Below are 23,369 nucleotides of genomic sequence, written 5' to 3'. Positions count from 1 at the left end.
CCTCAAATAATCCAGCACCCGCACATCGAGCCGGTTGAGCAGCGGCAGGATTACGGCATCCGCCATGTTGTAGCCGCCCGGGTAGCGATCGCCGGTGTCGAAGAGGATGCCACGCTCACCCCGGGTGATCAGTACCGCCAGCCCCTGCCCCACGTCCAGCACCCTCAGTTGCCAGTGGGTCGGCGCCGGCCAGGCCGCCAGCAGCAGAGCCACTCCCCCCGGCAACAGCAGCGGACGGCCGCCCGGCACATGCCAGGCGCACCAGAGCAGGGTCAGCAGCGCCGTGAACGGCAGTACCCAGCCCGGCACCGGCCACCAGAGCTGCCACTGGCTGGCCAGCCGGGCCAATGCCCACAACACCCACTGCAGGCCGACATCCGCCAGCCAGAACAGCAGGTGGGCCAGCTCCCCCGACAGCGGCGCCAGCAGCACCCCGATGAGCGCCAGCGGTATGATGCCGATGCAAAAGATCGGCAATGCCAGCAGATTGAGCAGCAGCGACAGCGGGGCATTCCCTCGAACAGCGCCAGTTGCAGTGGCAGCAGCCCCAGCAGCAACAAGCCCTGCAGGCGAATGAGCCCGGGTTTGGCCTCCAGCAGGCTCGCCACCAACAGCAGAGCCACCGCCAGGAAGGAGAGCCAGAATCCGGCCGAGTAGAGGGCGAAGGGATCCCAGAACGTGAGCACCACGAAGGCCCACAACCAGATGCGATGGGCCGGCCACTCCCGCCGTCGCCAGCGCAGCAGGCTCCACACCAGCACCATGATGAGGGCCCGTTCGGTGGCCACCGCAAAACCGGCCAGCCAGCTGTAGAGGGCGGCAAACAACAGGGCAACCAGAGTCGCCCCCCGCAACCCGAACAGCCGCCCCAGCCACCAGCCGAGCACCGCCACCAGCGCGATATGCTGTCCCGAGATGGCGATGATGTGGGTCAGCCCGCTGCCTCGAAACAAGCTCCACTGCTCATCCGTGATACCGCCCTGTTCGCCGAAGGTGAGCGCCGCCAGCAGCGGGCCCTGGCTCAGATCCTGCCAGCTGGCGGCGGCCCGGGCCAGCCAGCGCTCGCGCAGCCCCGTCTGCGCCGGCTCAATCTGGATCACCCGGCGCAGGTTGCCGGTGGCGGTGATCCCCTTGCCGAGCAGCAGGCGCCGCCCATCCATCCCCGCCTCGTTGGCCAGGCCGTGGGCCGGTTTGAGAGAGACCACCAGAGTGAGGCGACTACCTGCCGTCATGGCGGGCAGCGCCTGGTAGGCATTGATGCGCACCAGCGGCGCCGGAGTGAGCGCCTGCTCGTCGAGCCTGTTCACCCGCAGCACCAGCCGGATAAATTTATCGCCCTCGGGTTCTGCACTTTGCAGCTGTGCGGTTATGATGTGGCTCGTTTTTTTGCCGAGCTGATCCAGCCAGGCAAGCCGGTAGTGCAAACTCCCCTGCATCCAGAGGATGCCGCACAGCAGAAACAGCAGCCGCCAGCAGCGGTAACCGGCCAGGGGGAACGCGAGCAGCAGCATCAGGCCACCCCATTCCCATGAAGGCAACCATGGCCAAAGCAGTGAGGAGCTTGCCCCGAGGGCAAACGACAACAGACGCAGATCCATGGTGCAAGTATTTAGCAAGGTTTCAATATGCCCAAACGACTCATACAACGCTGGCTGCCTGATCCGGCGACACTCAAGGAACACAAGCACTTGCGGCTGTTTGGCAAGCTGCTGCTGGATGCCAACCTGTGGCACCTCAATCGGCGCTCGGCGGCCGGTGCCTTCGCGGTGGGGCTGTTCATGGCCTGGGTGCCGCTCCCCTGCCAGATGTTGCTGGCGGCCGGCGGCGCCATCGCCTGCCGGGTCAATCTGCCGCTCTCGGTAGCCCTGGTCTGGCTCTCCAACCCCTTTACCATGCCGCCACTGTTCTACGGCGCCTATCTGACCGGCTGCCAGCTGCTGGGGCAATCCTCCCAGCACATCGAGATCGAGTTCACCTGGGCCTGGCTGGTGTCGGTGTTCGAGACCGTGGCACCGCCGCTGCTGCTGGGTTCCCTGGTGCTCGCCCTGCTCAGCTCCCTTATCGGCTACGCCCTCATTCGTACCTGCTGGCGCATCAGCACCGTGCGTCAGTGGCAGAAACGCAAGGTGGCACGCGCATGCTGAATCGCTGGTTTGCCCGCTTCAAGATTGACCCCGATACCCTGCGCCAGCAGAAGTGGTTCTCCCTGTTTGGCGAGCGCCTGCTCGCACCCGCCCTCTGGCAAGGAGGGCCGCGCGCCCTGAGCGGGGCGGTGGCGGCGGGCATCTTCGCCTGCTGGTTTCCCATCCCCATGCATTCACTCATCGCGGTCGGGCTGGCGCTGGCGTTCAGCCTCAACCTGCCGCTGGCACTGCTGGCGGTCTGGTTCAACAACCCGCTGACCCTGCCCTTCATGTACCTCTATGCCTATCGCACCGGTTGTCTGGTGCTGCACAAGACGCCGGAGCCGTTCCACCTCAGCTGGACCCTGCACTGGCTGGAGCACGAGGCGGCCACCCTGGTGCCCCCCTTCCTGCTCGGCAGCCTGCTGCTGGCGGTGCTGACCGCCGCCACCGGCGGCCTCCTCACCCTGTTGCTGTTGCGCCTCGGCAAGCTGGTCCGCCCCCGCTGATCCCCCCGCCTCGTCAGCCTCTGGCGCGCTGACGAGGCACTGCCTTGCCATCCCCTGGCCCCGCTACCACACTCCTTGTAACCCGTTGTTTTTCGTCCCCCATTTGCCACAAGGAGCCCACCATGGCCGAACCGCTCACGCTGGCCCATGCCAATGGTCATCCTCTCTCTCTGCTGCCAGCCATGGCCAATCGCCACGGCCTCATCACCGGCGCCACCGGTACCGGCAAGACCGTCACCCTGCAGGTGCTGGCGGAGGGGTTCTCCCGCCTCGGCGTGCCAGTCTTTCTGGCCGACGTGAAGGGGGATCTGAGCGGACTGGGCGCCGCCGGGGCGGGCTCGGCCAAGCTGGACGCCAGGCTGGCCCAGCTCGGCATTGCGGCCCCCGCCTTTGCCGCCAGCCCCACTCTGTTCTGGGATCTGTTTGCCGAACAGGGCCACCCGGTGCGGGCCACCGTCTCCGACATGGGCCCCCTGCTGCTCGCCCGCCTGCTCGGCCTCAACGATACCCAGAGCGGGGTACTGGAGCTGGTGTTCAAGGTGGCGGACGACGAGGGGCTGCTGCTGCTCGATCTCAAGGACCTGCGCGCCATGGTGCAGTTTGCCGGTGACAACGCCAAATCGCTCACCACCCGTTACGGCAACGTCTCCACCGCCTCCATCGGCGCCATCCTGCGCAACCTGCTCACCCTGGAGAGTGCGGGCGGCGATCACTTCTTCGGCGAACCCATGCTGGACATTCAGGACCTGTTGCAGACCGATGAGGCTGGCCACGGTCATATCAATGTACTGGCCGCCAGCAAGCTGACCCAATCCAGCCGGCTCTATGCCTGCTTCCTGCTCTGGCTGCTCTCCGAGCTGTTCGAGCAGTTGCCGGAGGTGGGGGATCCCGACAAGCCGGTGCTGGTGTTCTTCTTCGACGAGGCGCACCTGCTGTTCAACGACGCGCCCAAGGCGCTGCTGGAGAAGATCGAACTGGTGGTGCGGCTCATCCGCTCAAAGGGGGTGGGCGTCTACTTCGTGACCCAGAGCCCAGCCGACATCCCCGACAGCGTGCTGGGGCAGCTTGGCAACCGGGTGCAGCACGCCCTGCGCGCCTTTACCCCGAGCGATCAGAAGGCGGTGCGGATCGCCGCCAACACCCTGCGGGCCAACCCCGCCTTCGATGCCGCCGGCGTCATCACCGAACTCGGTGTCGGCGAGGCGCTGGTCTCTCTGCTCGACGAGAAAGGGCGGCCCAGCATGGTGGAGCGCGCCTTCATCGCCCCGCCAGCCAGCCGCATCGGCCCCTTGAGCGACGCCGAGCGGCAGGCGCTCATTCAGGGCTCCCTGCTGCACGGCCGCTACGAGACGCCGGAGGATCGCGAGTCGGCTTTCGAGCGGCTCAACGGCGGCAAGGAGACAACCACTGGCGAGCAAGGCAGTGAGCCGTCATCCAACAGGGAAGGCGGCTTGCTCGATGCTCTCAATGGTATCCTGTTTGGCCGCACCGGCCCCCGTGGCGGCCAGCACGACGGCGTGGTGCAGACCGCTGCCAAGAGCGTGGCCCGCACCATCGGCAGCGAGGTGGGTCGCCAGCTGGTACGCGGCGTTCTTGGCTCTCTGCTGGGGGGCGGCAAACGCCGCCGCTGACACAGCCGTAATACACCCAACAAAAAAGCCGACCCATGAGGTCGGCTTTTTGCAACATGCGTACGGCGGGGATTAACCAGCGCAGTAAACACGCGCCTCGCGCGGGGTGTAAACACCGAAGGTCACTGCCCCCAGCAGGCCATTGAGGAAGGTATGCTGCGCTTCAACACGCACTACCTTGTCGGCACCGTTGCAAACGGCGGCGGCATCGATGGTTTTGCTCTGACCCAGGCCGGAGATGAAGAAGTGGTGGGTCACTTCTTTGGTGGGTTTCACTGCATTACCGGAATGCACGGTAAAACCTTGCTGAGCACAGCCCGCCATCATCATTGCAACGGCTGCAGTCAATACCATTTTTTTCATTTTATTATCCCTGACAACATTATTTTCCCGGCTATGCCGGTGCCACACAAAGAAACATTTCCGTTAATTATCAATGATATAAATAAAGAAGCACTCCTGAGTGCGCGCACATTATCAAAATCCAGAAAGGGCAACAAGGCTTTATTTGAGACTTTATAATGTCAGTACAAAAATCACAGTCTGCAATAAACCCGAGCCGTCCTCGGGGTATATATTCCCAACGTCAAGACGGCCATCAAAGTGTCCTGCGGGCTCTGTTGCATTTCTACTCGTACCACTTTCTGCGGATCATCATGGCAGGCCAGAGCTGCATCAACCATCTCACTCTGGCCAATCCCCGCCAGTACGAAATCATGGCTCACTTCTCGGGTTGGCTGACCCGGGTTACCCTCGTGCACGAAAAAGGTTTGCTGGGCACACCCCGACAACAGCAAGGCGCCGCACGCCATCCATACTATTTTTTTCATCTCTCTTACTCTGGCGATGGTCAGTAGGAAGCCTTAGAAGATCCCTTTGGCCTTGACCTTTTTCATGTTGGCCACCTGGTTGGAGAGATCTTGCACCAGCGGCTCGGTGTCCCCCGCGGCCGTCATTTGGCGACCAGGGGCACTGGCCAGACGCTGGATCAGCCGATGCTGCTCACGAATAAGCCGCGACTGCTCTTCCAATTGACGAGAGAGCTGTTGAATGCTGCTCTGCAGCGGCGCCAGATCCTGCTCGCCGGCAGAAGATGGCAGCTTGCCCGCGATCGCCTCGGCCAGCTGTTCATGGTCGAGAGGAGCCGGCATTCCCTGCCGCAACTCATCCCACAGCTCGGTGGGCTGCTGCTCCCCAAGCCGGCTGACGATCTCTTCGACCAGACTGTCCGAAGAGGACACGGCGGCTTGCTGACCCAGACGCTGAACGATTTCATCCACCAGCCCGCCGGTATCACCCTGGCCAAGCCGGGGGGATAATCTGGCCACTATCTGCTCGATCATGAGATCGGCAGCAGGTTGCGCCGATGCCCCCCCCTCTCCCAGGTTGAAGCCACAACTGGCAAAGGCATGACGCAAGGTGGTCATGCTTACCTGCTCGGGACCCAGCGCATTGGCAATGGCCTTGCAGAGGTTGGGCGCCAGCACATACATGAACATGCCGGAGAGATAGATATCCTTGTGGAAACGACTCTTGGAGAAGTCGAACTCCTCGCTGCCATCCTGGATCTTGCGGGCCCGTTGGTACCAGTTCTGCAATACCCCGACCGCGTAACGATCAGACTCCAGCGCACCCGGATCCATATAGATGGAGAAGGTCATGCGCTTGAGTTGACTACTCATCACCAACCTCGGCCATCACGGCTGCTTCGCGGTACACTTCCTCTTCTTCGGTGGTGTAGAGGCAGATCTCGCGAGCCAGGGCTGACTGGGCATCGTCCAGCAGTTCGACCCTGTCACCCAGAGTCGGGTAGGCGTTCTTGATTGCTTCGTGGATAAGCGACGCCCCGCCCCCAACCAAGTAAACACGGTTCGGGTTCTTGGCAAACTTCTTGGCTTCATGCGCTACCTGGGAGCCCAGTTCGTCAATCTTGTTCTGCATCTTCTCGAGGATCTTGGGGATCTGGCTCTCGTCGTTCACCACATCGCGCACGAAGCTCGTGTCGTGGCGACGCTTGATGAACTCGTTGGCCACCAGATAACTGGAATCGCTGTCCGCCGCCGCCAGTGCCTTGCGCACGGCATCGGTCACCATGGACACACCAATCTCGTTGTTGCCATAGACATCGGAGACATCGTCAAACTCACCGACGATGATCCCCATATCGAGGGTGGTACCGCCACAATCGATCACCAGGGTCTTGGTAAACTCGTTGCAGCCCGAACCGATCAGACGGGAGAGCGCCGCAGGCAGGCTCTCCGGCATCACTTCCACGCTGACGATGTTGAACAGTTCCCCCTTGTTGAGGGAGATGGCCCGCATCAGGTTGCGGCGCTTCTTCTCGATCTTATCCTCGTTGCGCTGACAATCGTCCGGGTTGTAGAACTCGGTGATGGGCAGGGTCACGGTGATGGCCACATCACAGGGGGTCACGCCGGTCTGCAGCAGGGCGTGATGCACGGAGAGCAGGTTCAGATCATCGTACTGATACTCCACGTGGGTGGTCGCCAGCGACTTATCGGAAGTGGCGTCATAGGTGTACTTGGTGTTGCCTATCTCGTAGTTGTAGATCTTCTTGTCCTTGCGCAAGGCGGCGCTCTTCCAGTCCTTGCGAAAGGAGTTGGGAGAGATGATGGTCTTGAGCACCTTGTTCTCAATCCAGCTCACCTTGACGTTGGTTGAACCATCATCGATGGCCATTTTCATTACTTCAGACATGAGGAAATACCTGTTGATAGAGCAAAATGGGTCCGATTGCCTTGCCTTTTTGCGTGGCAAGGCGATCGGACCAATACATACACGGGATAAAAGGGCGACCAGTTTAATGAGTTTCTAAAATCCGGTGAAGCAAATGATTGAAGCCGGAGGGATCTTCCGCCGGCCAAGCATGGTGGCCGTTGGGGGTGTGGATGGTGGCGTTGGGCAGGGAGGCGAACTGCTCCACCCGCTTGGCGAGCGGCAGATAGTCGTGACTGGTGGAGATGATGGCCACCGGTTGCCAGATGTTGCCGAGCCGGGCGCGCACCGACCAGCCGGGCAGTGCCTCCAGCAGCGCCTTGTAGGTTTTCTTCTTGTTGCGCACGAAACGCAGCCGGAAGGTGTGACGCACCTGGGCAAGGTCGGGGCCGGGAAAGAGCTCGCGGCCAAGCCACCAGGCGAGCGGCCGCAGGCCGAACCAGCGCAGCCACTTGAGGCGCTGGGCAAAGCGCTCCTGCTCTTTTGGCGTCTCCAGCAGAAATTCGCTGAAGCCGTTGACCAGCACCAGCCCCTGCACCTTGTGGGGCAGTTGCAGTGCCAGCTCCAGCGCCACCATGGCCCCCAATGACAATCCCACCACCCAGGCGGGCTCAGGCTGTTCGTCCAGCCAGTTCACCACGTCCGCCGCCAGGGTCGTCACATCGAACGGCCCCTCCTGCATGCTCTGTCCGTGGCCGCGCAGATCCAGCGCCACCACCCGGTAGTGCTCGGAAAAGCGTTCGATCTGCGCCTGCCAGTCGAGGCTGGAGGAGCCCAGCCCGTGCAGCAGCAACAACAAGGGGCCCTCCCCCGCGCTGCGCAGGGCAAGACCGTTGGATTTCATCACCTGATTGCGGCGCATCAGTTCATTGCCTCTCGACTCATCCGCTGAACCATCCTGATTTTCTGCCTCTTCTGCAATCCACTCAACCCTCGCTGACCAGGCTCACCGCCTTGATGTAGGCGTAGATCTGCTGGTTCGGGGCGAGTGCCAGCCGTCTGGCGGAGCGGCTGGTGATTCGGGCCAGCAGTATCTGCTGACCCAGCGCCAACTGCAACAGGGTCTGACCGGGGCGCACTTCACGTTCGGCCAGCAATCGGGTGGTGAGGCAGTTGGAGAGACTGGAGTGTTCGATGGGGGCGGTGGCAATCACCACGTCCCGCCCGGCCACCTTTATTTGCAGGGGGCCACCATCGTCCGGCACCTGGGTCATGGTGACCCGCAGCTGCTGCTCGCCGAGCTGCAGGGTCGCCATCTGCTCGTCGTCATCGTAGTGAGAGAGGGTCGCCGCCAGCATCACCCCGGCGTCGTCGCGACTGGCGAGCGACAAGTCGGTGCGGGCGAAGATCTCGCTCGGCCGGCCTTGCGCCTCCACCCGGCCATCCGCCAGCAGCACCAGCTGATCGCAGAGCAGGCTCACCTCCTCCATGGCGTGGCTGACGAAGATCATCGGAATGCCGCTCTCCTGCTGCAAGCCCTTGAGCACGTGGGCCTGGTGGATGCGGCTGCGCCTGTCCAGCGCAGAAAAAGGTTCATCCAGCAGCAGCAGATCGGGCTCGGCCAACAGGGCCCGGGCCAATGCCACCCGCTGGCGCTGGCCGCCAGAGAGGCCGTGGGCCGGCTGGGGCAGCAGTTCGGCAAAGCCGAGCCGGGTCGCCAGCGCCTCGGGTTGCCAGCGCCCTCGCCCCTTGCGGGCCGCCAGTTGCAGGTTGCCGAGCACGCTCAGATGGGGGAAGAGACGCGAATCCTGAAACACCAGCCCGATGCGGCGCGCCTCGGGCAGAAGCTCGCTCAGCGCCCTGCCCTGCCAGTTCAGCTTGTCGTCCGGCACCCTGTCCAGCCCGGCGATGATGCGCAGCAGGCTGCTCTTGCCGCAGCCGGAGGGGCCAAACAGACCGAGGATGCCCCCCAGCTCCAGGGCCAGTTCACAGTCGAGGGTAAAGGCGCCAAACGCCCGCTTCGCCTTGAGCAGCAAAGGTTGCGCCTTGCGGGTGTCGCTCATCCGAACAGCCTCCGTTGCCGGCGCTGCAGCACCCCGTACACCAGCACCAGCATCACCAGCGAGAAGCCCATCAGGCCGCCCGCCAGCAGGTGGGCATTTTGATAGTCCATCGTTTCAACGTGATCAAACAGGGCGATGGAGAGCACCTGGGTTTCGCCGGGGATATTGCCGCCAATCATCAGCACCACCCCGAACTCCCCCAGGGTGTGGGCAAAACCGAGCGCCGCCGCCATCACGAAGCTGGGCAGCGTCATTGGCAAGATGATGTGAAAGAAGCGCTCCACCGGCCCGAGCCCCAGAGTGGCGGCGGCCTCCAGCTCCTTGTTGCCCATGTTGACGAAGGCGGAGGTGAGCGGCTGCACCACGAAAGGGAGCGAGTAGAGGATGGAAGCCAGCAGCAGGCCGGTAAAACTGAACGCGAGCGGCGCCCCGAAGGTGTCGCGCCACCAGGCGCCCAGGCCATAGGAGGGGGAGAAGGCCAGCAACAGATAGAAACCGAGCACCGTTGGCGGCAGCACCAGCGGCAGCGCCACCAGGGCCTCCACCACGGGTCTGAGCCTGTGCTGACTGCGCGACAGCCACCAGGCCAACGGCGGCGAGAGCAGCAGCAGGATGGCGGTGGTGCTGGCTGCCAGTCTCAGGGTGAGCCAGACCGCCAGCAGATCCCCTTCACTCATCGGACTCACTCCCAACGCCAGATCCAGCACCAGACACGGCGAATAAGCCGCACTCCCGGTAGCGCTGCTCCCGAGTTAAACGAGTCATTGCCAGCAGATCTCTTTCAATACTCATCGCCCACCTCCCGGGTCAGTTCAGGCAACGGCATGGTGCGCATCCTTATGGCAAAAGTGGGCCGACCCGAGGGCCGGCCACTCATCAGGCAGGTGTGTGGTTGCGCCATCAGTGGGGCAGCGCATAACCCGCCGCTTTGATCTCTACCTGACCCGGCCCCTTGAGCCAGGCCACCAGCGCCTCGACTGCCGCCCCTTTCTTCAATATCAGCCCCTGCTGTTCGATGGGCGGATAGAAGTCGGCCGGCACGGCCCAGGCTTCACCGGTCTTGCCCGCTTCCACCAGGTTGGCCCAGGCGACGAAGCCCAGCTCGGCGTTGCCGGTGTCGACGAACTGCCAGGTCTGGCCGATGTTGGTGCCGGTCAGCAGGCGGTACTGCTTGGGATCGATCTTGAGATGGTCGAGGGTTGCCATGGCGGCGGTGCCGTAGGGAGCGGTTTTCGGGTTGGCGATGGCGAGATTGCCCTTCCAGCTGCGCAGGGTTGCCTCGTCAGGAGCAGGCCCGCCCTTCTTCCACAAGCCCAGCTGGCCGATGGCATAGGTGAAACGCTCGCTGCCCTTGCCCTCCTGCTCCAGCTTCTGCGGGGTTTTCACATCGGCGGAGAGGAAGAGATCGAACGGGGCGCCGTGGCTGATCTGGGTGTAGAGCACCCCGGTCGCGGCGGAGGAGATGGCCAGGGTGTGGCCGGTCTTGGCGGTGAACTCCTTGCCGATGCGCTCTATGGTGCCCTTGAAGTTGGCGGCCACGGCCACCTTGACCTCGTCGGCCTGCACGGCACCTGCCTGCAGCGCACTGGCGCAGACCCCGGCGATGACAACGGATAACAGCGGTTTCATTCCTTTACCTCCTGACTGGGGCCACTTTTATGAATCCCCAGCCAAGGGGGCGGCCCCGAAAACAGGGGCCGCGGCTCCCGATGAGCCAGCCCCCTTGAACAGGTCAAGCTTGCCAGCGGGCGGCGGCAGTGTTGTCGCTCTCCTTGGCCTCGACCCAGCGTTGTACCCCTTCGGCGGTCAGCTCTTTTTTCCAGAACGGCGCCCGGGTTTTCAAGAAATCCATGATGAAGTGGCAGGCTTCGAAGGCCGCCTCGCGGTGGGCACTGCTCACCACCACCAGCACGATCTGATCGCCGAGCAGCAGCTCGCCGATGCGGTGGATCAGGGTGCACTCCTGCAGGGGCCAGCGGCTGCGGGCCTCGGCCACTATGTCCGTCAGCGCCTTCTCGGTCATGCCGGGATAGTGCTCGAGGGCCAGCCCCTTCACCTGCTCCCCCTGATTGAAGTCGCGTACCTTGCCGACAAAGCTGACCACGGCGCCGGTGTCCTGCCGGGCGGCGAGGCGGGCATATTCGTCGGCCAGCGAGAAGTCATCCCGCTGCACCAGAATGCGATCGGTCATGGTTGCCTCGCTCATCCTTAACCTCCGGTCACCGGCGGGAAGAAGGCGACCTCATCGCCATCATGGAGAGGCGTATCCAGCGGCACCAGGGTCTGGTTGACCGCCACCAGCAGCTTGCCCGCCTCCAGCGCCAGCGCCCACTTGTCGCCGCGCTCGCTCAAGGCGCTTCGCAACTGCTCGGCACTCGCGTAGTCGCACGGCAGGCTCAGCTCGTCGCAGGCCACCAGCTCTTTTACCTGGGCAAAAAAGAGTACCTTGATCATGCTTGCTCTCCGTCAGTCACTCCCAGCTGAAAATGGCCGGACTTGCCGCCCTTTTTCTCCACCAGCCGCACCTGTTCGATCACCATGTCCTTTTGCACCGCCTTGCACATGTCGTAGATGGTCAGCGCCGCCACCGAGGCGGCGGTCAGTGCCTCCATCTCGACCCCGGTCTTGCCGGCCAGCTTGCAGAGGGTGCGAATGTGGACCCTATTTTGCTCCGCCTGGGGTTCTATCTCTACCTCCACCCGGGTAAGGGCCAGCGGATGGCAGAGGGGAATGAGATCCGAAGTCTTCTTGGCCGCCATGATGCCGGCGATGCGGGCGGTGGCAAACACGTCCCCCTTGTGGTGCTGACCGCTCAGGATCAGGGCCAGGGTAGCGGGGGCCATGGTGACAAATGCCTCGGCGCGAGCCTCACGCTCGGTCACCTGCTTGTCGGTCACATCCACCATGTGAGCTTCGCCGCTCTGGTTGAGATGGGTCAGATTGGGCTGAGTCTGCTTGGGTTCGGTCGGGTTCATCAAAGGCCCTCAAAGATGGGAGACAAAGTTGCACGGCTTGGTGCGGGCATCGAGCTGGTCCTGGACAAGCTTCTCCCAACCCAGCTGGCAGGCGCCGGGGGAGCCCGGCAGGCAGCAGATCAGGGTGCGATTGGCGAGCCCCGCCAGCGCGCGGCTCTGCATGGCGGAGCCCTTGATTTCGGCAAAGGAGAGCTGGCGGAACAGTTCGCCAAAGCCCTGCACGGTGCGCTCGAACAGCACGCCGACTGCCTCGGGCACCCGGTTTTGTTCGTTGAAGCCGGTGCCGCCGTTGATGAGCACTACCTGCACCCCTTCATCGGCGATCCAGTCGCTCACCTGAGCGCGGATCCGAAACAGATTGTCGGGGCAGAGCGCCCGGTCGGCCAGCACGTGGCCGGCATCGGTCAGGGCAGAAACCAGATAGTCGCCCGCACTGTCATCGGCGGCGGTACGGCTGTCGGAGACCGTCAGCACGGCGATCTTGAGGGGAATGAATGCGTTGTTTTTCTGTCCCATGGGCAGCTCCTGATGGCAAAGGACCGTGAGCAAAGAGAAGAAAAGTGGCCAGGATCCCGGCTGGCAGCGCTCGATTGCGAGGAGAGGCTCGTGTCCATCAGGACCAAACCTTGACCAGTCGGTCACGCGCTGCGACTCACGGCGGGCCGATTCTACCAAAACTCGCGCCAGAGGGGGGATTAAAAGGGCGCACGGCGGCGCTTTTGCCCTGACCGGGCGGAATATGAACAGGCCGGGCGAACCCGGCCTGCATCAGGTGGGTTTAGAAGCCCTTCACGCCCGTCATGTCGGGCAGCTGGTGAGCAATACCCTTGTGACAATCGATACAGGTGCTCTCGCCGCTGGCCAGACTGGTGGAGTGCATCTGGGCACCCCGTTTGCCTTGCAGGGAGAAGTCCATGTACTCGAAGTTATGGCAGTTGCGACACTCCCTTGAATCCGTGTCCTTCATCCGCTTCCACTCCCGCTCAGCCATCTCGCGCCGGTGCGACTCGAACTTCTCGCGGGTATCCACCTTGCCGGTCAGCATGCCCCACAGCTCCTTGGACGCCTGCACCTTGCGAATGATCTTGTAGGTCCATTCATGCGGCACGTGGCAATCCGGGCAGCTGGCGCGCACGCCGGAACGGTTGGCGTAGTGGATGGTGTCGCGGTACTCCACGAACACGTTGTCCTTCATCTCGTGGCAACCGGTACAGAACTTCTCGGTGTTGGAGGCTTCCATGGCGGTGTTGAAACCGCCCCAGAAGATGACCCCGCCGAAGAATCCCATCAACAGCAGCACCCAGAGGGCGGCCTTCGAGGGAGACTTGAAGGTGGTCCACAGACGCTGCACAAAACCGGGTAATTTCATCTATGGGCTCCTCAGTTCAGCGCTTCAACTGGTTTAAACGTGTTTTCCACCAGCGGCTTGGCATCCGCTTGCGGCACATGGCACTGCAGGCAGAAGTAACGACGCGGCGAGACCTCGCCCAGGGTCATGCCGTCACGGGTCTCGAAGTGAGTCGGGCTGATCTTGGGGGCCTTCATGGCGCTGGCGTTCTTGAAGCTGTGACAGGCCAGGCACTTGTTGACCTTGTTGTCCACTTCATAGTTGCGGGTGTCGTGGGGGATCAGCGGGGGCTGATGCATGTACTGGCGATCATAGAGATCACCATCCTTGCGAAAGTTCTTCATGGGAGCCGCATCGGCATCCGTCACCAGATCCGTGCTCCCCCGCTCCGATTTGATGCCCCCCGTGCTGTTGGTGATTTCGGGGACTGCCGCCATCAAGGAACCTGCCATCAGACAGGCCAGCATTGCTCCAATCAGCTTCTTCATTATGTGTTCTCCGACGTTTTCTCTGCCTTGACGGCAAAACCTACAGTGATTTCAAAAACTTGCTCCGCGCAGACATCGATGCAACGGCCGCAGTTGGTACACTCCTGAGCCACAATCAAGGGCCCGTGACCACGCTTGGCACCGTGAACGGGGCCGCGCAGGATGGGACGTTCCGGGCAGACCGCATAACAATCCATGCAGTTGCTGCACCGCTCGCGCCCCTTGGCAGAAATCTTGATGAACCCGACCCGGTTGACCAGGGCATAGAAGGCCCCCACCGGACAGAGGTGACCGCACCAGCCCCGCTCTACCACGAAGAGGTCGAACAGGAACAGCACCGCCAGCAAGGCCCAGCCCGCCCCCATGCCAAACAACAGGCCGCGCAGGGTGAGCGACACCGGATTGACCAGCTCCCACACCAGCACCCCAGCGATGGCCGGTGCCACCAGCACCATGGCCAGCAGCCAGTAGCGGGTGGTACGGCTGAACTGACCGTTGCCCTTGAGGCCAAGTCGCCCCCTGAGCCAGGCCGCGGCATCGGTGACCAGGTTGACCGGACAGACCCAGGAGCAGAACACTCTCCCCCCGACCAGCCAGTAACCCAGCAGCACGATGACGGCCCCCAGCCAGAGGGTGGGGATGGGCCAATGGCCCGCCGCCAACGACTGCAGCAGGGTCAGCGGATCCGTGAGCGGCACCGTCTCCAGCAGCAGCGAGCTGGAGAGGTTGCCCTTGAGGATCCAGATGCCCGCCAGCGGCCCCAGCAGGAACAGCGTCAGCACACCGAACTGGCAGAGCCGGCGCAGCAGCAGGAAGCGGTGTGACCGCCACCAGCCCAGCCTGGCGGCAGCCTCGGCTCCCGGATAACGACTCATAGCCCCTCCGGTTTGCGGGTCGGCAGAATGAGCCTGTCGCCGATGAGCGATTTGCCCGCCTTCGCCTTCTCTTCCCAGCCGAGCCGGTAGTGGTGGCCGATCTCCCCCTTGGCGAGCTGGCGAGGCACCACCTTGATGGCCGCCTCCTCCAGCACGCAGGCATGCTCGCACTTGCCGCAACCGGTGCAGACATCGCTGTGCACCGTGGGCAGGAACATGGCGTGCTTGCCGGTGCGCTGGTTGTGCTGCAGCTCCAGGGTGATCGCCTTGTCGATCAGCGGGCAGACCCGGTAGCAGACGTCGCAGCGCAGCCCCAAGTAGTTGAGGCAGGTCTCATGATCGATGAGCACAGCCACTCCCATCCGTGCCTGATCGATGTCGGTCATGGTCTGATCCAGCGCCCCGCTCGGGCAGGCCACCACGCAGGGGATGTCTTCACACATCTCGCACGGGACGGCGCGCGCCTTGAAGTAGGGGGTGCCGGTGGTCACGGGTTCAAACAGCCGGGCGAGCTTGAGAGTGTCGTAGGGGCAGGCCTCGACGCAGAGCCCACAGCGCACGCAGGCGCCGAGGAACTGTGCCTCGTCGAGGGCGGCCGGCGGGCGCAGCGCCTGGGCAGGCACCGCCTGCACCTGCTGGCGCGCCATGCCGCCGAGCCCCACGCCAAGCAGGCCCACACCGCAGGCCCCCTTGGCCATGTCGGCCAGAAACTGGCGCCGACTACGACTCATCTCGCGCTCCCCCGCCTTATGCCTTGACGACCTTGACGGCGCACTTCTTGTAATCCGTCTCTTTGGAGAGCGGATCGGTGGCGTCCAGGGTCAGCTTGTTGACCAGCTGGCTCGCGTCGAAGAAGGGCATGAACACCAGTCCCTTGGGCGGACGGTTGCGGCCGCGGGTCTCGACCCGGGTCTTCACCTCGCCCCGGCGGGAGGAGACGATCACCTCTTCACCACGGCGCACGCCACGGGCCTTGGCATCTTCCGGGTGCATGAACAGCACCGCATCCGGGAAGGCGCGATAGAGCTCGGGCACGCGACGGGTCATGGTGCCGGTGTGCCAGTGCTCCAGCACGCGACCGGTGGAGAGCCACATGTCGTACTCTTTGTCGGGAGCTTCGGCGGCCGGCTCATAGGGCAGCGCGAAGATGACCGCCTTGCCGTCGGGCTTGCCGTAGAAACGCACCCCTTCGCCCGCTTTCACATAAGGGTCGAACCCTTCGCGATAGCGCCACAGGGTCTCCTTGCCGTCCACCACCGGCCAGCGCAGGCCACGGGCTTCGTGATACTGATCGAACGGAGCCAGATCGTGGCCATGGCCGCGACCGAAGGTGGCGTACTCTTCGAACAGCCCCTTCTGGACATAGAAACCAAAGTGCTCGGCCTCATCGTTCAGGGCCCCCTTGCTCTGCTCTTTCGGGAACTGGTTGACCTGACCGTTGGTATAGAGCACGTCGAACAGGGTCTTGCCCTTCACTTCCGGCATCTTGGCGATGAGTTCGGCCGGCCATACCTCTTCCACCTTGAAGCGCTTGGAGAACTCCATCAGCTGCCACAGGTCGGACTTGGCCCCTTCCGGCGGCTTGACCTGCTGGTGCCAGAACTGGGTACGGCGCTCGGCGTTGCCGTAGGCCCCCTCTTTCTCCACCCACATGGCGGTCGGCAGGATGAGGTCGGCCGCCTGGGCGGTTACGGTCGGATAAGGGTCGGACACCACGATGAAGTTGGCCGGGTTGCGATAACCGGGCAGCCCCTCTTCGTTCATGTTCGGGCCGGCTTGCATGTTGTTGTTGCACATCACCCAGTAGGCGTTGAGCTTGCCGTCCTTGAGCATGCGGTTTTGCAGCACGGCGTGATAACCCACCTGCTCCGGGATGGTGCCTTCCGGCAATTTCCAGATCTTCTCGGCGATGGCGCGGTGCTTGGGTTCGGTCACCACCATGTCGGCCGGCAGACGGTGGGCGAAGGTACCCACTTCACGGGCGGTACCGCAGGCGGAGGGCTGACCGGTCAGGGAGAACGGACCCGAGCCCGGGGTAGAGATCTTGCCGGTCAGCAGGTGGATGTTGTAGCAGAGGTTGTTGGCCCAGACACCGCGGGTATGCTGGTTGAAGCCCATGGTCCAGTAGGAGACCACCTTCTTGCTCGGATCGGCATAGAGCTGGGCCAGCTTCTCGAGCTTGTCCTTCGGCACGCCGGAGAGCTTGGAAACGGACTCCAGATCGTAATCCGCCACGAACTTGGCGAAGTCGTCGAAGCTCATCGGGGTGGAGTCGCCGCTGTCCGGGTTCTTGGCCTTCTGCTGCAGCGGGTTGGTGGGACGCAGGCCGTAGCCGATGTCGGTCACCCCTTTGCGGAACTGGGTGTGCTTGTTCACGAACTCCCAGTTCACCTTGTCGTTCTGGATGATGTAGTTGGCGATGTAGTTAAGGATCGCCAAGTCGGTCTGCGGGGTGAACACCATGCCGTTGTCTGCCAGCTCGAAGCTGCGGTGCTCGAAGGTGGAGAGCACGTGCACCTGCACATCCTGATGGGACAGACGGCGATCGGAGATGCGCGACCAGAGAATAGGGTGCATCTCGGCCATGTTGGAGCCCCACAGCACGAAGGCGTCGGCCTGCTCGATGTCGTCGTAGCAGCCCATGGGTTCATCCATGCCGAAGGTACGCATGAAGCCCACGACTGCGGAAGCCATGCAGTGACGGGCATTGGGATCCAGGTTGTTGGTGCGCAGACCCGCCTTCATCAGCTTGGCGGCGGCATAGCCTTCCCACACGGTCCACTGGCCGGAGCCGAACATGCCGACAGCGGTCGGTCCCTTCTCTTTCAGGGTGGTCTTGAACTTCTCGGCCATGATGTCGAAGGCCTGATCCCAGCTGATGGGGGCAAAGTTGCCGTTCTTGTCGAACTTGCCGTCCGTCATGCGCAGCATGGGCTGGGTCAAGCGATCCTGGCCATACATGATCTTGGACAGGAAGTAACCCTTGATGCAGTTAAGGCCGCGGTTGACCGGTGCATCGGGATCGCCCTGGGTCGCCACGACGCGCCCATCCTGGGAACCCACCAGCACGGAACAGCCGGTACCGCAGAAACGGCACGGAGCCTTGTCCCAGGTGATAGCGGTCTTGTCGGTACTGGTGATCAGATTGGCCGCCAGCGTGGGGGCACTGACACCAGCAACGGCAGCGGCTGCCGCCACCGCGTTGGCCTTCATAAAGTCGCGTCGACTCAGCTTCATGGCATATCCTCACATTGCTTATCGCGTAAGTTGTCGAGTGTATCGAACTGGTTTTGGCTCAGGGCGGCGAACTCGTACCCCGGCATCGCTTTATCTTTGCATCCATGGCGGCCATTACGATGAGTCACGCAGGCTCGGCCTCATGGCGCTACTCCTTGCACTGGGCCTCGAGCTCATCAAACTGGTGGTAAATCAGGGCGGCGGACAATACGCCCGGCATCGCATTGATGGCGTCGATGGCCGCCATGATGGGACGCTGGCTCGGACCTTCCAGGGTCACCACCAGCTTGCCCTCATCACTGACGGCATGGATCTCGGCCCCCTCGAGGGTCGCGATCTCGTCTGCGAGCTGGTGACGCAAGGAGGGCTGGGTCAGCACCACCAGGCTCGATACATGGAACTCTTGTTTCATTGTGACTCCTGCTTCACACAGATCCTGCTTCATCTGGACTCCTCGCCAGCGGGGGCCCCCACCCGGATGCTGCCCACCGGACAATCCATCACGCAGGCACCGCAACCGGTGCAGGCTGCCGCATCGATGCTGGGGGTCGGCACCCGGCCCAGCACGGGGGAGAAACGGATCGCCCGGGGCTCGCAACTGTCCTGGCAGCGCTGGCAAAATACCTGGCCATAGGCCAGACAGTTGGCTTCAATATGGGCGATGTATTGCCAGGGTGCCTCCGTGGTCGGGCGAAATATCGGCACTTTGCAAGCGGCGACACATTCCCCGCAAAAAGTGCACTCGCCGCGCAGAAAATCCACGCTTGGAAAACCACCATCGCCCTTGACCAGGATCTGCTCCGGGCAAGCCGTGAGGCAGTCACCGCAGCGGGTGCAGTCGGCGGCAAAATCGGACCAGGCGACAGACCAGGGCAGTTGCACCCGAGGCTCATTCAATGTCAGACGACCCCGAAACAGACTGCGACGCGACAGGTTGACCCCATCCGGCATAACGGCTCCTTGCTGCTGGTAATGGCGCACGAGTGAGTCCCATGACAGGTATTTTCAATACCTATTATAAGAGTGGGTGTATATTGCGGCCCTGACAAGTTCAGGGATATACCACCAGGGAGATAATCAGGGGGGATTCTTGCGCTGGATCAAACCCTTGGCGCAATAAAGAACAACGGGGGCAAGGCAAAATACCCCCATTTGAGGATTGCTTATTAATCGATGGCTATTTTTGTCGGCTGCCGTGGATCAGCCGCCGATGGAGGCCAAATGCGGGGTCATGCCGGCATTGCCTTCGTGCAGTCGATGGGTCGCCGCCTTGCCGGCAAGGGCACTGCGGATCCGCTGCTGCAATTCATCCTGCTGGCCGTCGGCCGTCAACAGATCCCGCAGCTCCACCCCGTGGTCGCCGAACAAACAGAGGTGCAGCTTGCCGAGGGAAGAGACCCGCAGCCGGTTGCAACCGGCACAGAAATCCTTGCTGTAGGGCATGATGAGCCCAACCCCGCCCATCGACTCCGGGTGCATGAATACCTGGGCGGGGCCATCGTCGGCACCGCGCAGCTGCTGCAGCCAACCGGCATCGAGCAGACGCTGCTTGATGAGCGCCCCGCTGGCGTGATGATCGCGAAACAGGGTATCCATCTCACCGGTCTGCATCAGCTCGATGAAGCGCAGCTCGATGGGCTTGTGCCGGATCCAGGCCAGAAACGCATCCAGCTGATGATCGTTGAGTCCCTTGAGCAGCACGGCATTGATCTTGACCGACTTGAAGCCAGCGGCCAGCGCCGCTTCGATGCCATCCATTACCTCCGCCAGCTTGTTCTCACCGGTGATCTGGTGAAACTGGCGCGGATCCAGGCTGTCGACACTGACGTTGAGGGCGGTCAGGCCCGCATCGAACCACTCCTGGGCCCGTTCTTTCAAACGATAACCATTGGTGGTCATGGCCACCTTCTCGATGCCGGGGGTATTGGCCACCGTCTCTATGATGGCGGTGAAGTCCCGGCGCAGGGAGGGCTCCCCGCCGGTCAGACGCACCTTGCGGGTGCCCATGGCGGCAAATCCAGACACGACACGGCGGATCTCTTCCAGAGAGAGAAAGGGCCGACGCCCCGCCTTGTCACCGGCCGGTGGACGGTAACCATCGGGCAGGCAGTAGGTACAGCGAAAATTGCACACGTCGGTGATCGACAGGCGCAAATAGTAGAAACGACGGGAAAAACCATCTTGCAGTGGCGACATAAACACCTTTCCAAATACGGGAGGCCAGGGCATTTCTTTCCTGACCCTTACAGCTCGAACATCGGCTGACGGCGGTTTCCCCCTATCATGAGGACTTAGGCAAAACCGCTCGGAGTTCATCTAGTTTTTCGATGCTAGCACAAGTTGGAGTACACTCCCATGCTACTTTGTGGGGTTATTGTCTGAAGTGAAGGAAGAGAGCCGGCATGGGAAAGTGGTTCAAGGTACATTCGGTCAGCAGCGCCATCGGGCGCTCCATGGTGCTCATCCTGTTCATGGCAAGCCTGATCGCCGTGGTGGCCATGGTGACCCTGTTCTATTCGGTCCCCGATGCCAAGGCGATCAACCTCTCCGGCTCCCTGCGGATGCAGGCCTACCGGATGGCCTACGAGATTGAACAGGGCCAGCAGGTGCTGAGCCGGCTCGATCAGTTCGAGCAGACCCTGCATGCCGCCGAGCTGCAGGAGACCCAGCGCTGGATCACTCCCGCCTCCCTGCGCCGCACCTATGGCGAGGTGCTGCAGCAGTGGCAGGTGATGCGCGAACACATCGAAAACGCCACCCCGCGGCGCTACACCGACAACACCGAGCAGTTCGTCGCGGCCATCGACGACTTCGTCAACCAGATGCAATACCACGTGGAGTTCAAGGTGCGCATGCTGGCGCTGGCCGAAGGGCTGGGGCTGCTCTCCATCATCACCATCGCCTGGTTCACGGTGCGCTTTACCCGCCAGCAGGTGGTGGCTCCGCTCAATCAGCTGGTCTATTGCGCTCGCCAGATCCAGCGCCAGGAGTTCGACCTGACCCTGCCTCCCCACTGCGAAAACGAGCTGGGGGAGCTGTCGGGGGCTTTCGTCACCATGGCCGACGAGCTCGGCAAGCTCTACCGGGAGCTGGAGAGCAAGGTCGAAGAGAAGACCGCCAAGCTGCAGCAGGCCAACGACACCCTCTCCTTCCTCTACAGCACCGCCCAGAAGCTGCACGCGGCGCCGCTGAGCCGGCGTACCCTGCTCAAGTTGCTGGAGCGGGCGGCGGCCCACCAGCACATCGACTATATCCGGCTGACCCGCTTCGAGCACAATGCCATGCCGGACTACATCACAGGCCGCAAGGGCTGGCCCGGCGATCTGGATGCCGTGGTCAGCTTCTATCTGCAGATGGACGAGCAGGAGTATGGCCGGCTCGACGTCATCAGCAGCCACCCCATCGACGAGCGGCTGATGAAGAACTTCTCCATGCTGCTGGCCCAGGTGCTGCACAAGGATCAGACCCTGCTGCAACACCAGCGTCTGCTGCTGATGGAAGAGCGGGCCGTCATCGCCCGCGAGCTGCACGACTCGCTGGCCCAGGCCCTCTCCTATCTCAAAATCCAGTCCACCCTGCTCAAGCGCTCCTTCGCCAAGGGGGATACGGTCAAAGCCGAAGCCGCCATGCAGCAGATCGATGAGGGGCTTGGCAGCGCCTATACCCAGTTGCGCGAGCTGCTCGGCACCTTCCGCCTCAGCATTGGCGACGCCAACCTCGGTGAAGCCATCAAGGTGATGCTGGAGCAGCTCAAGCCGCAGACCCAGGCCGACATCAGGCTCCATTACGGTCTGGCCGATACCGATCTCGAAGCCGGTCAGCATATCCATATCTTGCAGCTGATCCGTGAGGCAGTGCTCAATGCCATCAAACATGCCAGTGCGCAAGTGATTGATGTTAGCTGTGAGACCCTCGCCGATGGTAACATCCAGGTTCAGATTTCAGATGATGGTGTCGGAATAGGGATCGCAAGCTCGGCGGTCAACCACTATGGCCTGAGCATCATGAACGAGCGTGCCAGCAAGCTGCATGGTCTGCTGACCATCAGCGAAAGGCCGCCCAGAGGCACCTGCGTACATCTGACCTTTCCCACCAGCCTAACAAGAGATGCCTGATGGACGAGATGAAATATAGTGTTCTGGTCGTGGATGACCATCCCCTCATGCGCAAAGGGATTGTGCAGCTGCTGGCCCTGGAGGAGAACATCGAAGTCGTCGGTGAAGCTTCCAACGGTACCGATGCCGTCGCCATGGCCAAGGAGTCCGAACCGGATCTGATCCTGCTCGACCTCAACATGAAAGGCCTCTCCGGTCTGGACACCCTCAAGGCGCTGCGCACCGAGGAAGTGACCTCCCGGGTGGTGATCCTGACCGTTTCCGACGCCCGTCAGGACGTGGTGGCGCTGCTCAAGGCCGGCGCCGACGGCTACCTGCTCAAGGATACCGAGCCAGACATGCTGCTGGCCCAGCTGGCGGACGTGATGACCGGCAAACAGATCCTGAGCGAGCCGCTGCGTCCCTACCTCGAGAACATCTACGAGCTGGATCACCTGCAGCAGAAGCTGGAGAGCTTAACGCGTCGCGAAATGCAAATCCTGCGCGAAATTGCAAAGGGCCTCTCCAACAAACAGGTCGCCTCCGTGCTCCATATTTCCGAAGGCACGGTCAAGGTACACGTCAAGAGCCTGCTCAAGAAACTCGAGGCGCAAAGCCGCGTGGAAGCTGCTGTCATGTACCTGGAGCAGCGCAACTAAACGCCCTCCCATCCAGCAAAAAGCCACCTTCCGGTGGCTTTTTTCATTCTCTGGCACAGTCGCTGCATTGTCCTATTCAGCAACTACTCAATGGAGGATGGAACATGAAACTTCAACCCTTGGCACTGTTCCCCTTGCCTTCCCACATACTGCCTGGTGGCAAGCTTCCTCTGCGTTTGTTTGAACCGCGCCACCTGCAGATGCTCAAGGAGTCATTCATCAATGACCAGGGCTTCGGCATCGTGATGGAAGAGGCGACAACGACTGGCAAGTCCGGGCGGATCCTGCCGGTCGGCACCCGGGTCAAAGTCACCGACTTTTACACCCTGAATGACGGCCTGCTCGGCGTCACCGTACTCGGCATGGAACGTTTCTGCATCCACGAGATGGAAACGGACGAGCTGGGTCTGCGCCGGGCCAGAGTCGAAGCCCTGCCCAACTGGCCGAGCACCCATTCAGACTTCAGCGACAAGCCGCTGGTGACCCGGCTACGGGAAGTGTTTGAACAGTATCCGGAACTGGATGAACTTTACCCGGACAAGCAGTTTGACGATGCGGCCTGGCTCTGCCAACGCTGGCTCGAAATCCTGCCGATGCCGATCTATGAAAAGCAGATGTTGATTGCCAAACAAAATAGCGAAGCGGCCCGTCAATTCTTGCGCCGACTGATCGCACAGTGAGTCAGAAGTGT

General features: G+C 62.3%; 26 protein-coding genes, 1 pseudogene and 1 riboswitch. Of the genes and pseudogenes, 6 read left to right on the top strand and 21 right to left on the bottom strand.

Features of this window, described 5'->3' with window-relative positions; all coding sequences use genetic code 11:
• Window positions 1-3 precede the first annotated feature (3 nt).
• A pseudogene (locus tag C2U40_RS06730) lies at window positions 4-1,688 on the bottom strand (DNA internalization-related competence protein ComEC/Rec2); the annotation flags it as partial.
• Between C2U40_RS06730 and C2U40_RS06725 the strand changes: the two are divergent.
• From C2U40_RS06725 to C2U40_RS06715, 3 genes are all read left to right on the top strand, one after another.
• The gene (locus tag C2U40_RS06725; protein WP_011706585.1) at window positions 1,626-2,144 is read left to right on the top strand and encodes a DUF2062 domain-containing protein; all 519 of its coding nucleotides are present in this window, start codon (window positions 1,626-1,628) and stop codon (window positions 2,142-2,144) included. The pseudogene C2U40_RS06730 and the gene C2U40_RS06725 sit on opposite strands and share 63 nt — an antisense overlap.
• The gene (locus C2U40_RS06720; RefSeq protein WP_076361372.1) at window positions 2,138-2,632 is read left to right on the top strand and encodes a DUF2062 domain-containing protein; all 495 of its coding nucleotides are present in this window, start codon (window positions 2,138-2,140) and stop codon (window positions 2,630-2,632) included. Before C2U40_RS06725 ends, C2U40_RS06720 begins: the two co-directional genes overlap by 7 nt.
• Window positions 2,633-2,754: 122 nt before the next feature.
• Window positions 2,755-4,263: a helicase HerA-like domain-containing protein gene (locus tag C2U40_RS06715; RefSeq protein WP_103827939.1), complete on the top strand. Its 1,509-nt coding sequence runs from the start codon at window positions 2,755-2,757 to the stop codon at window positions 4,261-4,263.
• A 72-nt stretch (window positions 4,264-4,335) separates the two neighbouring features.
• On the opposite strand, the gene C2U40_RS06710 is transcribed toward C2U40_RS06715, so the two are convergent.
• From C2U40_RS06710 to moaA, 20 genes are all read right to left on the bottom strand, one after another.
• Complete coding sequence (locus C2U40_RS06710; RefSeq protein WP_017410450.1) at window positions 4,336-4,626, bottom strand: Bor family protein; 291 nt, start codon at window positions 4,624-4,626, stop codon at window positions 4,336-4,338.
• A 173-nt stretch (window positions 4,627-4,799) separates the two neighbouring features.
• Complete coding sequence (locus tag C2U40_RS06705) at window positions 4,800-5,075, bottom strand: Bor family protein (protein ID WP_233768840.1); 276 nt, start codon at window positions 5,073-5,075, stop codon at window positions 4,800-4,802.
• A gap of 51 nt (window positions 5,076-5,126) precedes the next feature.
• Entirely contained in the window at window positions 5,127-5,945 is an 819-nt protein-coding gene (locus C2U40_RS06700) for a hypothetical protein (RefSeq protein ID WP_233768826.1), read from the bottom strand.
• Window positions 5,938-6,963, bottom strand: coding sequence for a plasmid segregation protein ParM domain-containing protein (parM, locus tag C2U40_RS06695; protein ID WP_103827937.1), 1,026 nt, complete (start codon window positions 6,961-6,963; stop codon window positions 5,938-5,940). The genes C2U40_RS06700 and parM overlap by 8 nt, the downstream gene beginning before the upstream one ends.
• A gap of 121 nt (window positions 6,964-7,084) precedes the next feature.
• Window positions 7,085-7,861: an alpha/beta fold hydrolase gene (locus tag C2U40_RS06690; protein WP_039213728.1), complete on the bottom strand. Its 777-nt coding sequence runs from the start codon at window positions 7,859-7,861 to the stop codon at window positions 7,085-7,087.
• A 64-nt stretch (window positions 7,862-7,925) separates the two neighbouring features.
• Window positions 7,926-9,002, bottom strand: a complete 1,077-nt coding sequence (gene modC, locus C2U40_RS06685) for a molybdenum ABC transporter ATP-binding protein (protein WP_103827936.1) — start codon at window positions 9,000-9,002, stop codon at window positions 7,926-7,928.
• Window positions 8,999-9,679: a molybdate ABC transporter permease subunit gene (gene modB / locus C2U40_RS06680; protein ID WP_016350259.1), complete on the bottom strand. Its 681-nt coding sequence runs from the start codon at window positions 9,677-9,679 to the stop codon at window positions 8,999-9,001. Before modB ends, modC begins: the two co-directional genes overlap by 4 nt.
• Before the next feature lie 223 nt (window positions 9,680-9,902).
• Window positions 9,903-10,631: a molybdate ABC transporter substrate-binding protein gene (modA, locus tag C2U40_RS06675; RefSeq protein ID WP_103827935.1), complete on the bottom strand. Its 729-nt coding sequence runs from the start codon at window positions 10,629-10,631 to the stop codon at window positions 9,903-9,905.
• 103 nt (window positions 10,632-10,734) lie between these two features.
• Entirely contained in the window at window positions 10,735-11,208 is a 474-nt protein-coding gene (gene moaE / locus C2U40_RS06670) for a molybdopterin synthase catalytic subunit MoaE (protein WP_011705489.1), read from the bottom strand.
• A gap of 2 nt (window positions 11,209-11,210) precedes the next feature.
• The gene (gene moaD / locus C2U40_RS06665) at window positions 11,211-11,456 is read right to left on the bottom strand and encodes a molybdopterin synthase sulfur carrier subunit (RefSeq protein ID WP_077095555.1); all 246 of its coding nucleotides are present in this window, start codon (window positions 11,454-11,456) and stop codon (window positions 11,211-11,213) included.
• Window positions 11,453-11,977 (bottom strand): cyclic pyranopterin monophosphate synthase MoaC, encoded by a 525-nt coding sequence (gene moaC / locus C2U40_RS06660; RefSeq protein ID WP_011705487.1) that lies wholly within the window; start codon window positions 11,975-11,977, stop codon window positions 11,453-11,455. The genes moaD and moaC overlap by 4 nt, the downstream gene beginning before the upstream one ends.
• 9 nt (window positions 11,978-11,986) lie before the next feature.
• Entirely contained in the window at window positions 11,987-12,493 is a 507-nt protein-coding gene (gene moaB / locus C2U40_RS06655) for a molybdenum cofactor biosynthesis protein B (RefSeq protein ID WP_011705486.1), read from the bottom strand.
• A gap of 262 nt (window positions 12,494-12,755) precedes the next feature.
• Window positions 12,756-13,346: a cytochrome c3 family protein gene (locus C2U40_RS06650; protein ID WP_011705485.1), complete on the bottom strand. Its 591-nt coding sequence runs from the start codon at window positions 13,344-13,346 to the stop codon at window positions 12,756-12,758.
• A gap of 11 nt (window positions 13,347-13,357) precedes the next feature.
• Complete coding sequence (locus C2U40_RS06645) at window positions 13,358-13,813, bottom strand: nitrate reductase cytochrome c-type subunit (RefSeq protein WP_005299342.1); 456 nt, start codon at window positions 13,811-13,813, stop codon at window positions 13,358-13,360.
• Window positions 13,813-14,688, bottom strand: coding sequence for a quinol dehydrogenase ferredoxin subunit NapH (napH, locus tag C2U40_RS06640; protein WP_103827934.1), 876 nt, complete (start codon window positions 14,686-14,688; stop codon window positions 13,813-13,815). The genes C2U40_RS06645 and napH overlap by 1 nt, the downstream gene beginning before the upstream one ends.
• Window positions 14,685-15,419, bottom strand: a complete 735-nt coding sequence (gene napG, locus C2U40_RS06635; RefSeq protein ID WP_103827933.1) for a ferredoxin-type protein NapG — start codon at window positions 15,417-15,419, stop codon at window positions 14,685-14,687. The genes napH and napG overlap by 4 nt, the downstream gene beginning before the upstream one ends.
• 16 nt (window positions 15,420-15,435) lie before the next feature.
• Window positions 15,436-17,925 (bottom strand): nitrate reductase catalytic subunit NapA, encoded by a 2,490-nt coding sequence (gene napA, locus C2U40_RS06630; protein ID WP_103827932.1) that lies wholly within the window; start codon window positions 17,923-17,925, stop codon window positions 15,436-15,438.
• Window positions 17,926-18,073: 148 nt separating this feature from the next.
• Window positions 18,074-18,337 carry a chaperone NapD gene (locus tag C2U40_RS06625; RefSeq protein WP_024943776.1) on the bottom strand — a complete coding sequence of 88 codons (264 nt, stop codon included), beginning with the start codon at window positions 18,335-18,337 and terminating at the stop codon, window positions 18,074-18,076.
• 29 nt (window positions 18,338-18,366) lie between these two features.
• Complete coding sequence (gene napF / locus C2U40_RS06620) at window positions 18,367-18,876, bottom strand: ferredoxin-type protein NapF (protein ID WP_103827931.1); 510 nt, start codon at window positions 18,874-18,876, stop codon at window positions 18,367-18,369.
• A gap of 249 nt (window positions 18,877-19,125) precedes the next feature.
• Complete coding sequence (moaA, locus tag C2U40_RS06615; protein WP_103827930.1) at window positions 19,126-20,121, bottom strand: GTP 3',8-cyclase MoaA; 996 nt, start codon at window positions 20,119-20,121, stop codon at window positions 19,126-19,128.
• Window positions 20,109-20,248: riboswitch (molybdenum cofactor riboswitch) on the bottom strand. It overlaps the preceding gene by 13 nt.
• A gap of 79 nt (window positions 20,249-20,327) precedes the next feature.
• Here moaA and narQ point away from each other — a divergent pair.
• From narQ to C2U40_RS06600, 3 genes are all read left to right on the top strand, one after another.
• On the top strand, window positions 20,328-22,040 hold the full coding sequence (gene narQ / locus C2U40_RS06610) for a nitrate/nitrite two-component system sensor histidine kinase NarQ (protein WP_016350249.1): 1,713 nt from the start codon (window positions 20,328-20,330) through the stop codon (window positions 22,038-22,040).
• Window positions 22,040-22,678: a two-component system response regulator NarL gene (gene narL / locus C2U40_RS06605; RefSeq protein WP_017410431.1), complete on the top strand. Its 639-nt coding sequence runs from the start codon at window positions 22,040-22,042 to the stop codon at window positions 22,676-22,678. Before narQ ends, narL begins: the two co-directional genes overlap by 1 nt.
• Before the next feature lie 104 nt (window positions 22,679-22,782).
• Window positions 22,783-23,358 (top strand): LON peptidase substrate-binding domain-containing protein, encoded by a 576-nt coding sequence (locus C2U40_RS06600; RefSeq protein WP_017410430.1) that lies wholly within the window; start codon window positions 22,783-22,785, stop codon window positions 23,356-23,358.
• Window positions 23,359-23,369: the final 11 nt, after the last annotated feature.

The sequence above is a fragment of the Aeromonas sp. ASNIH4 genome (genome assembly GCF_002934425.1).
Taxonomy (GTDB): Bacteria; Pseudomonadota; Gammaproteobacteria; order Enterobacterales; family Aeromonadaceae; genus Aeromonas; species Aeromonas hydrophila.
Note: the sequence above shows the minus strand (reverse complement) of the source record. Positions and strands in the feature narration are given on the sequence as shown.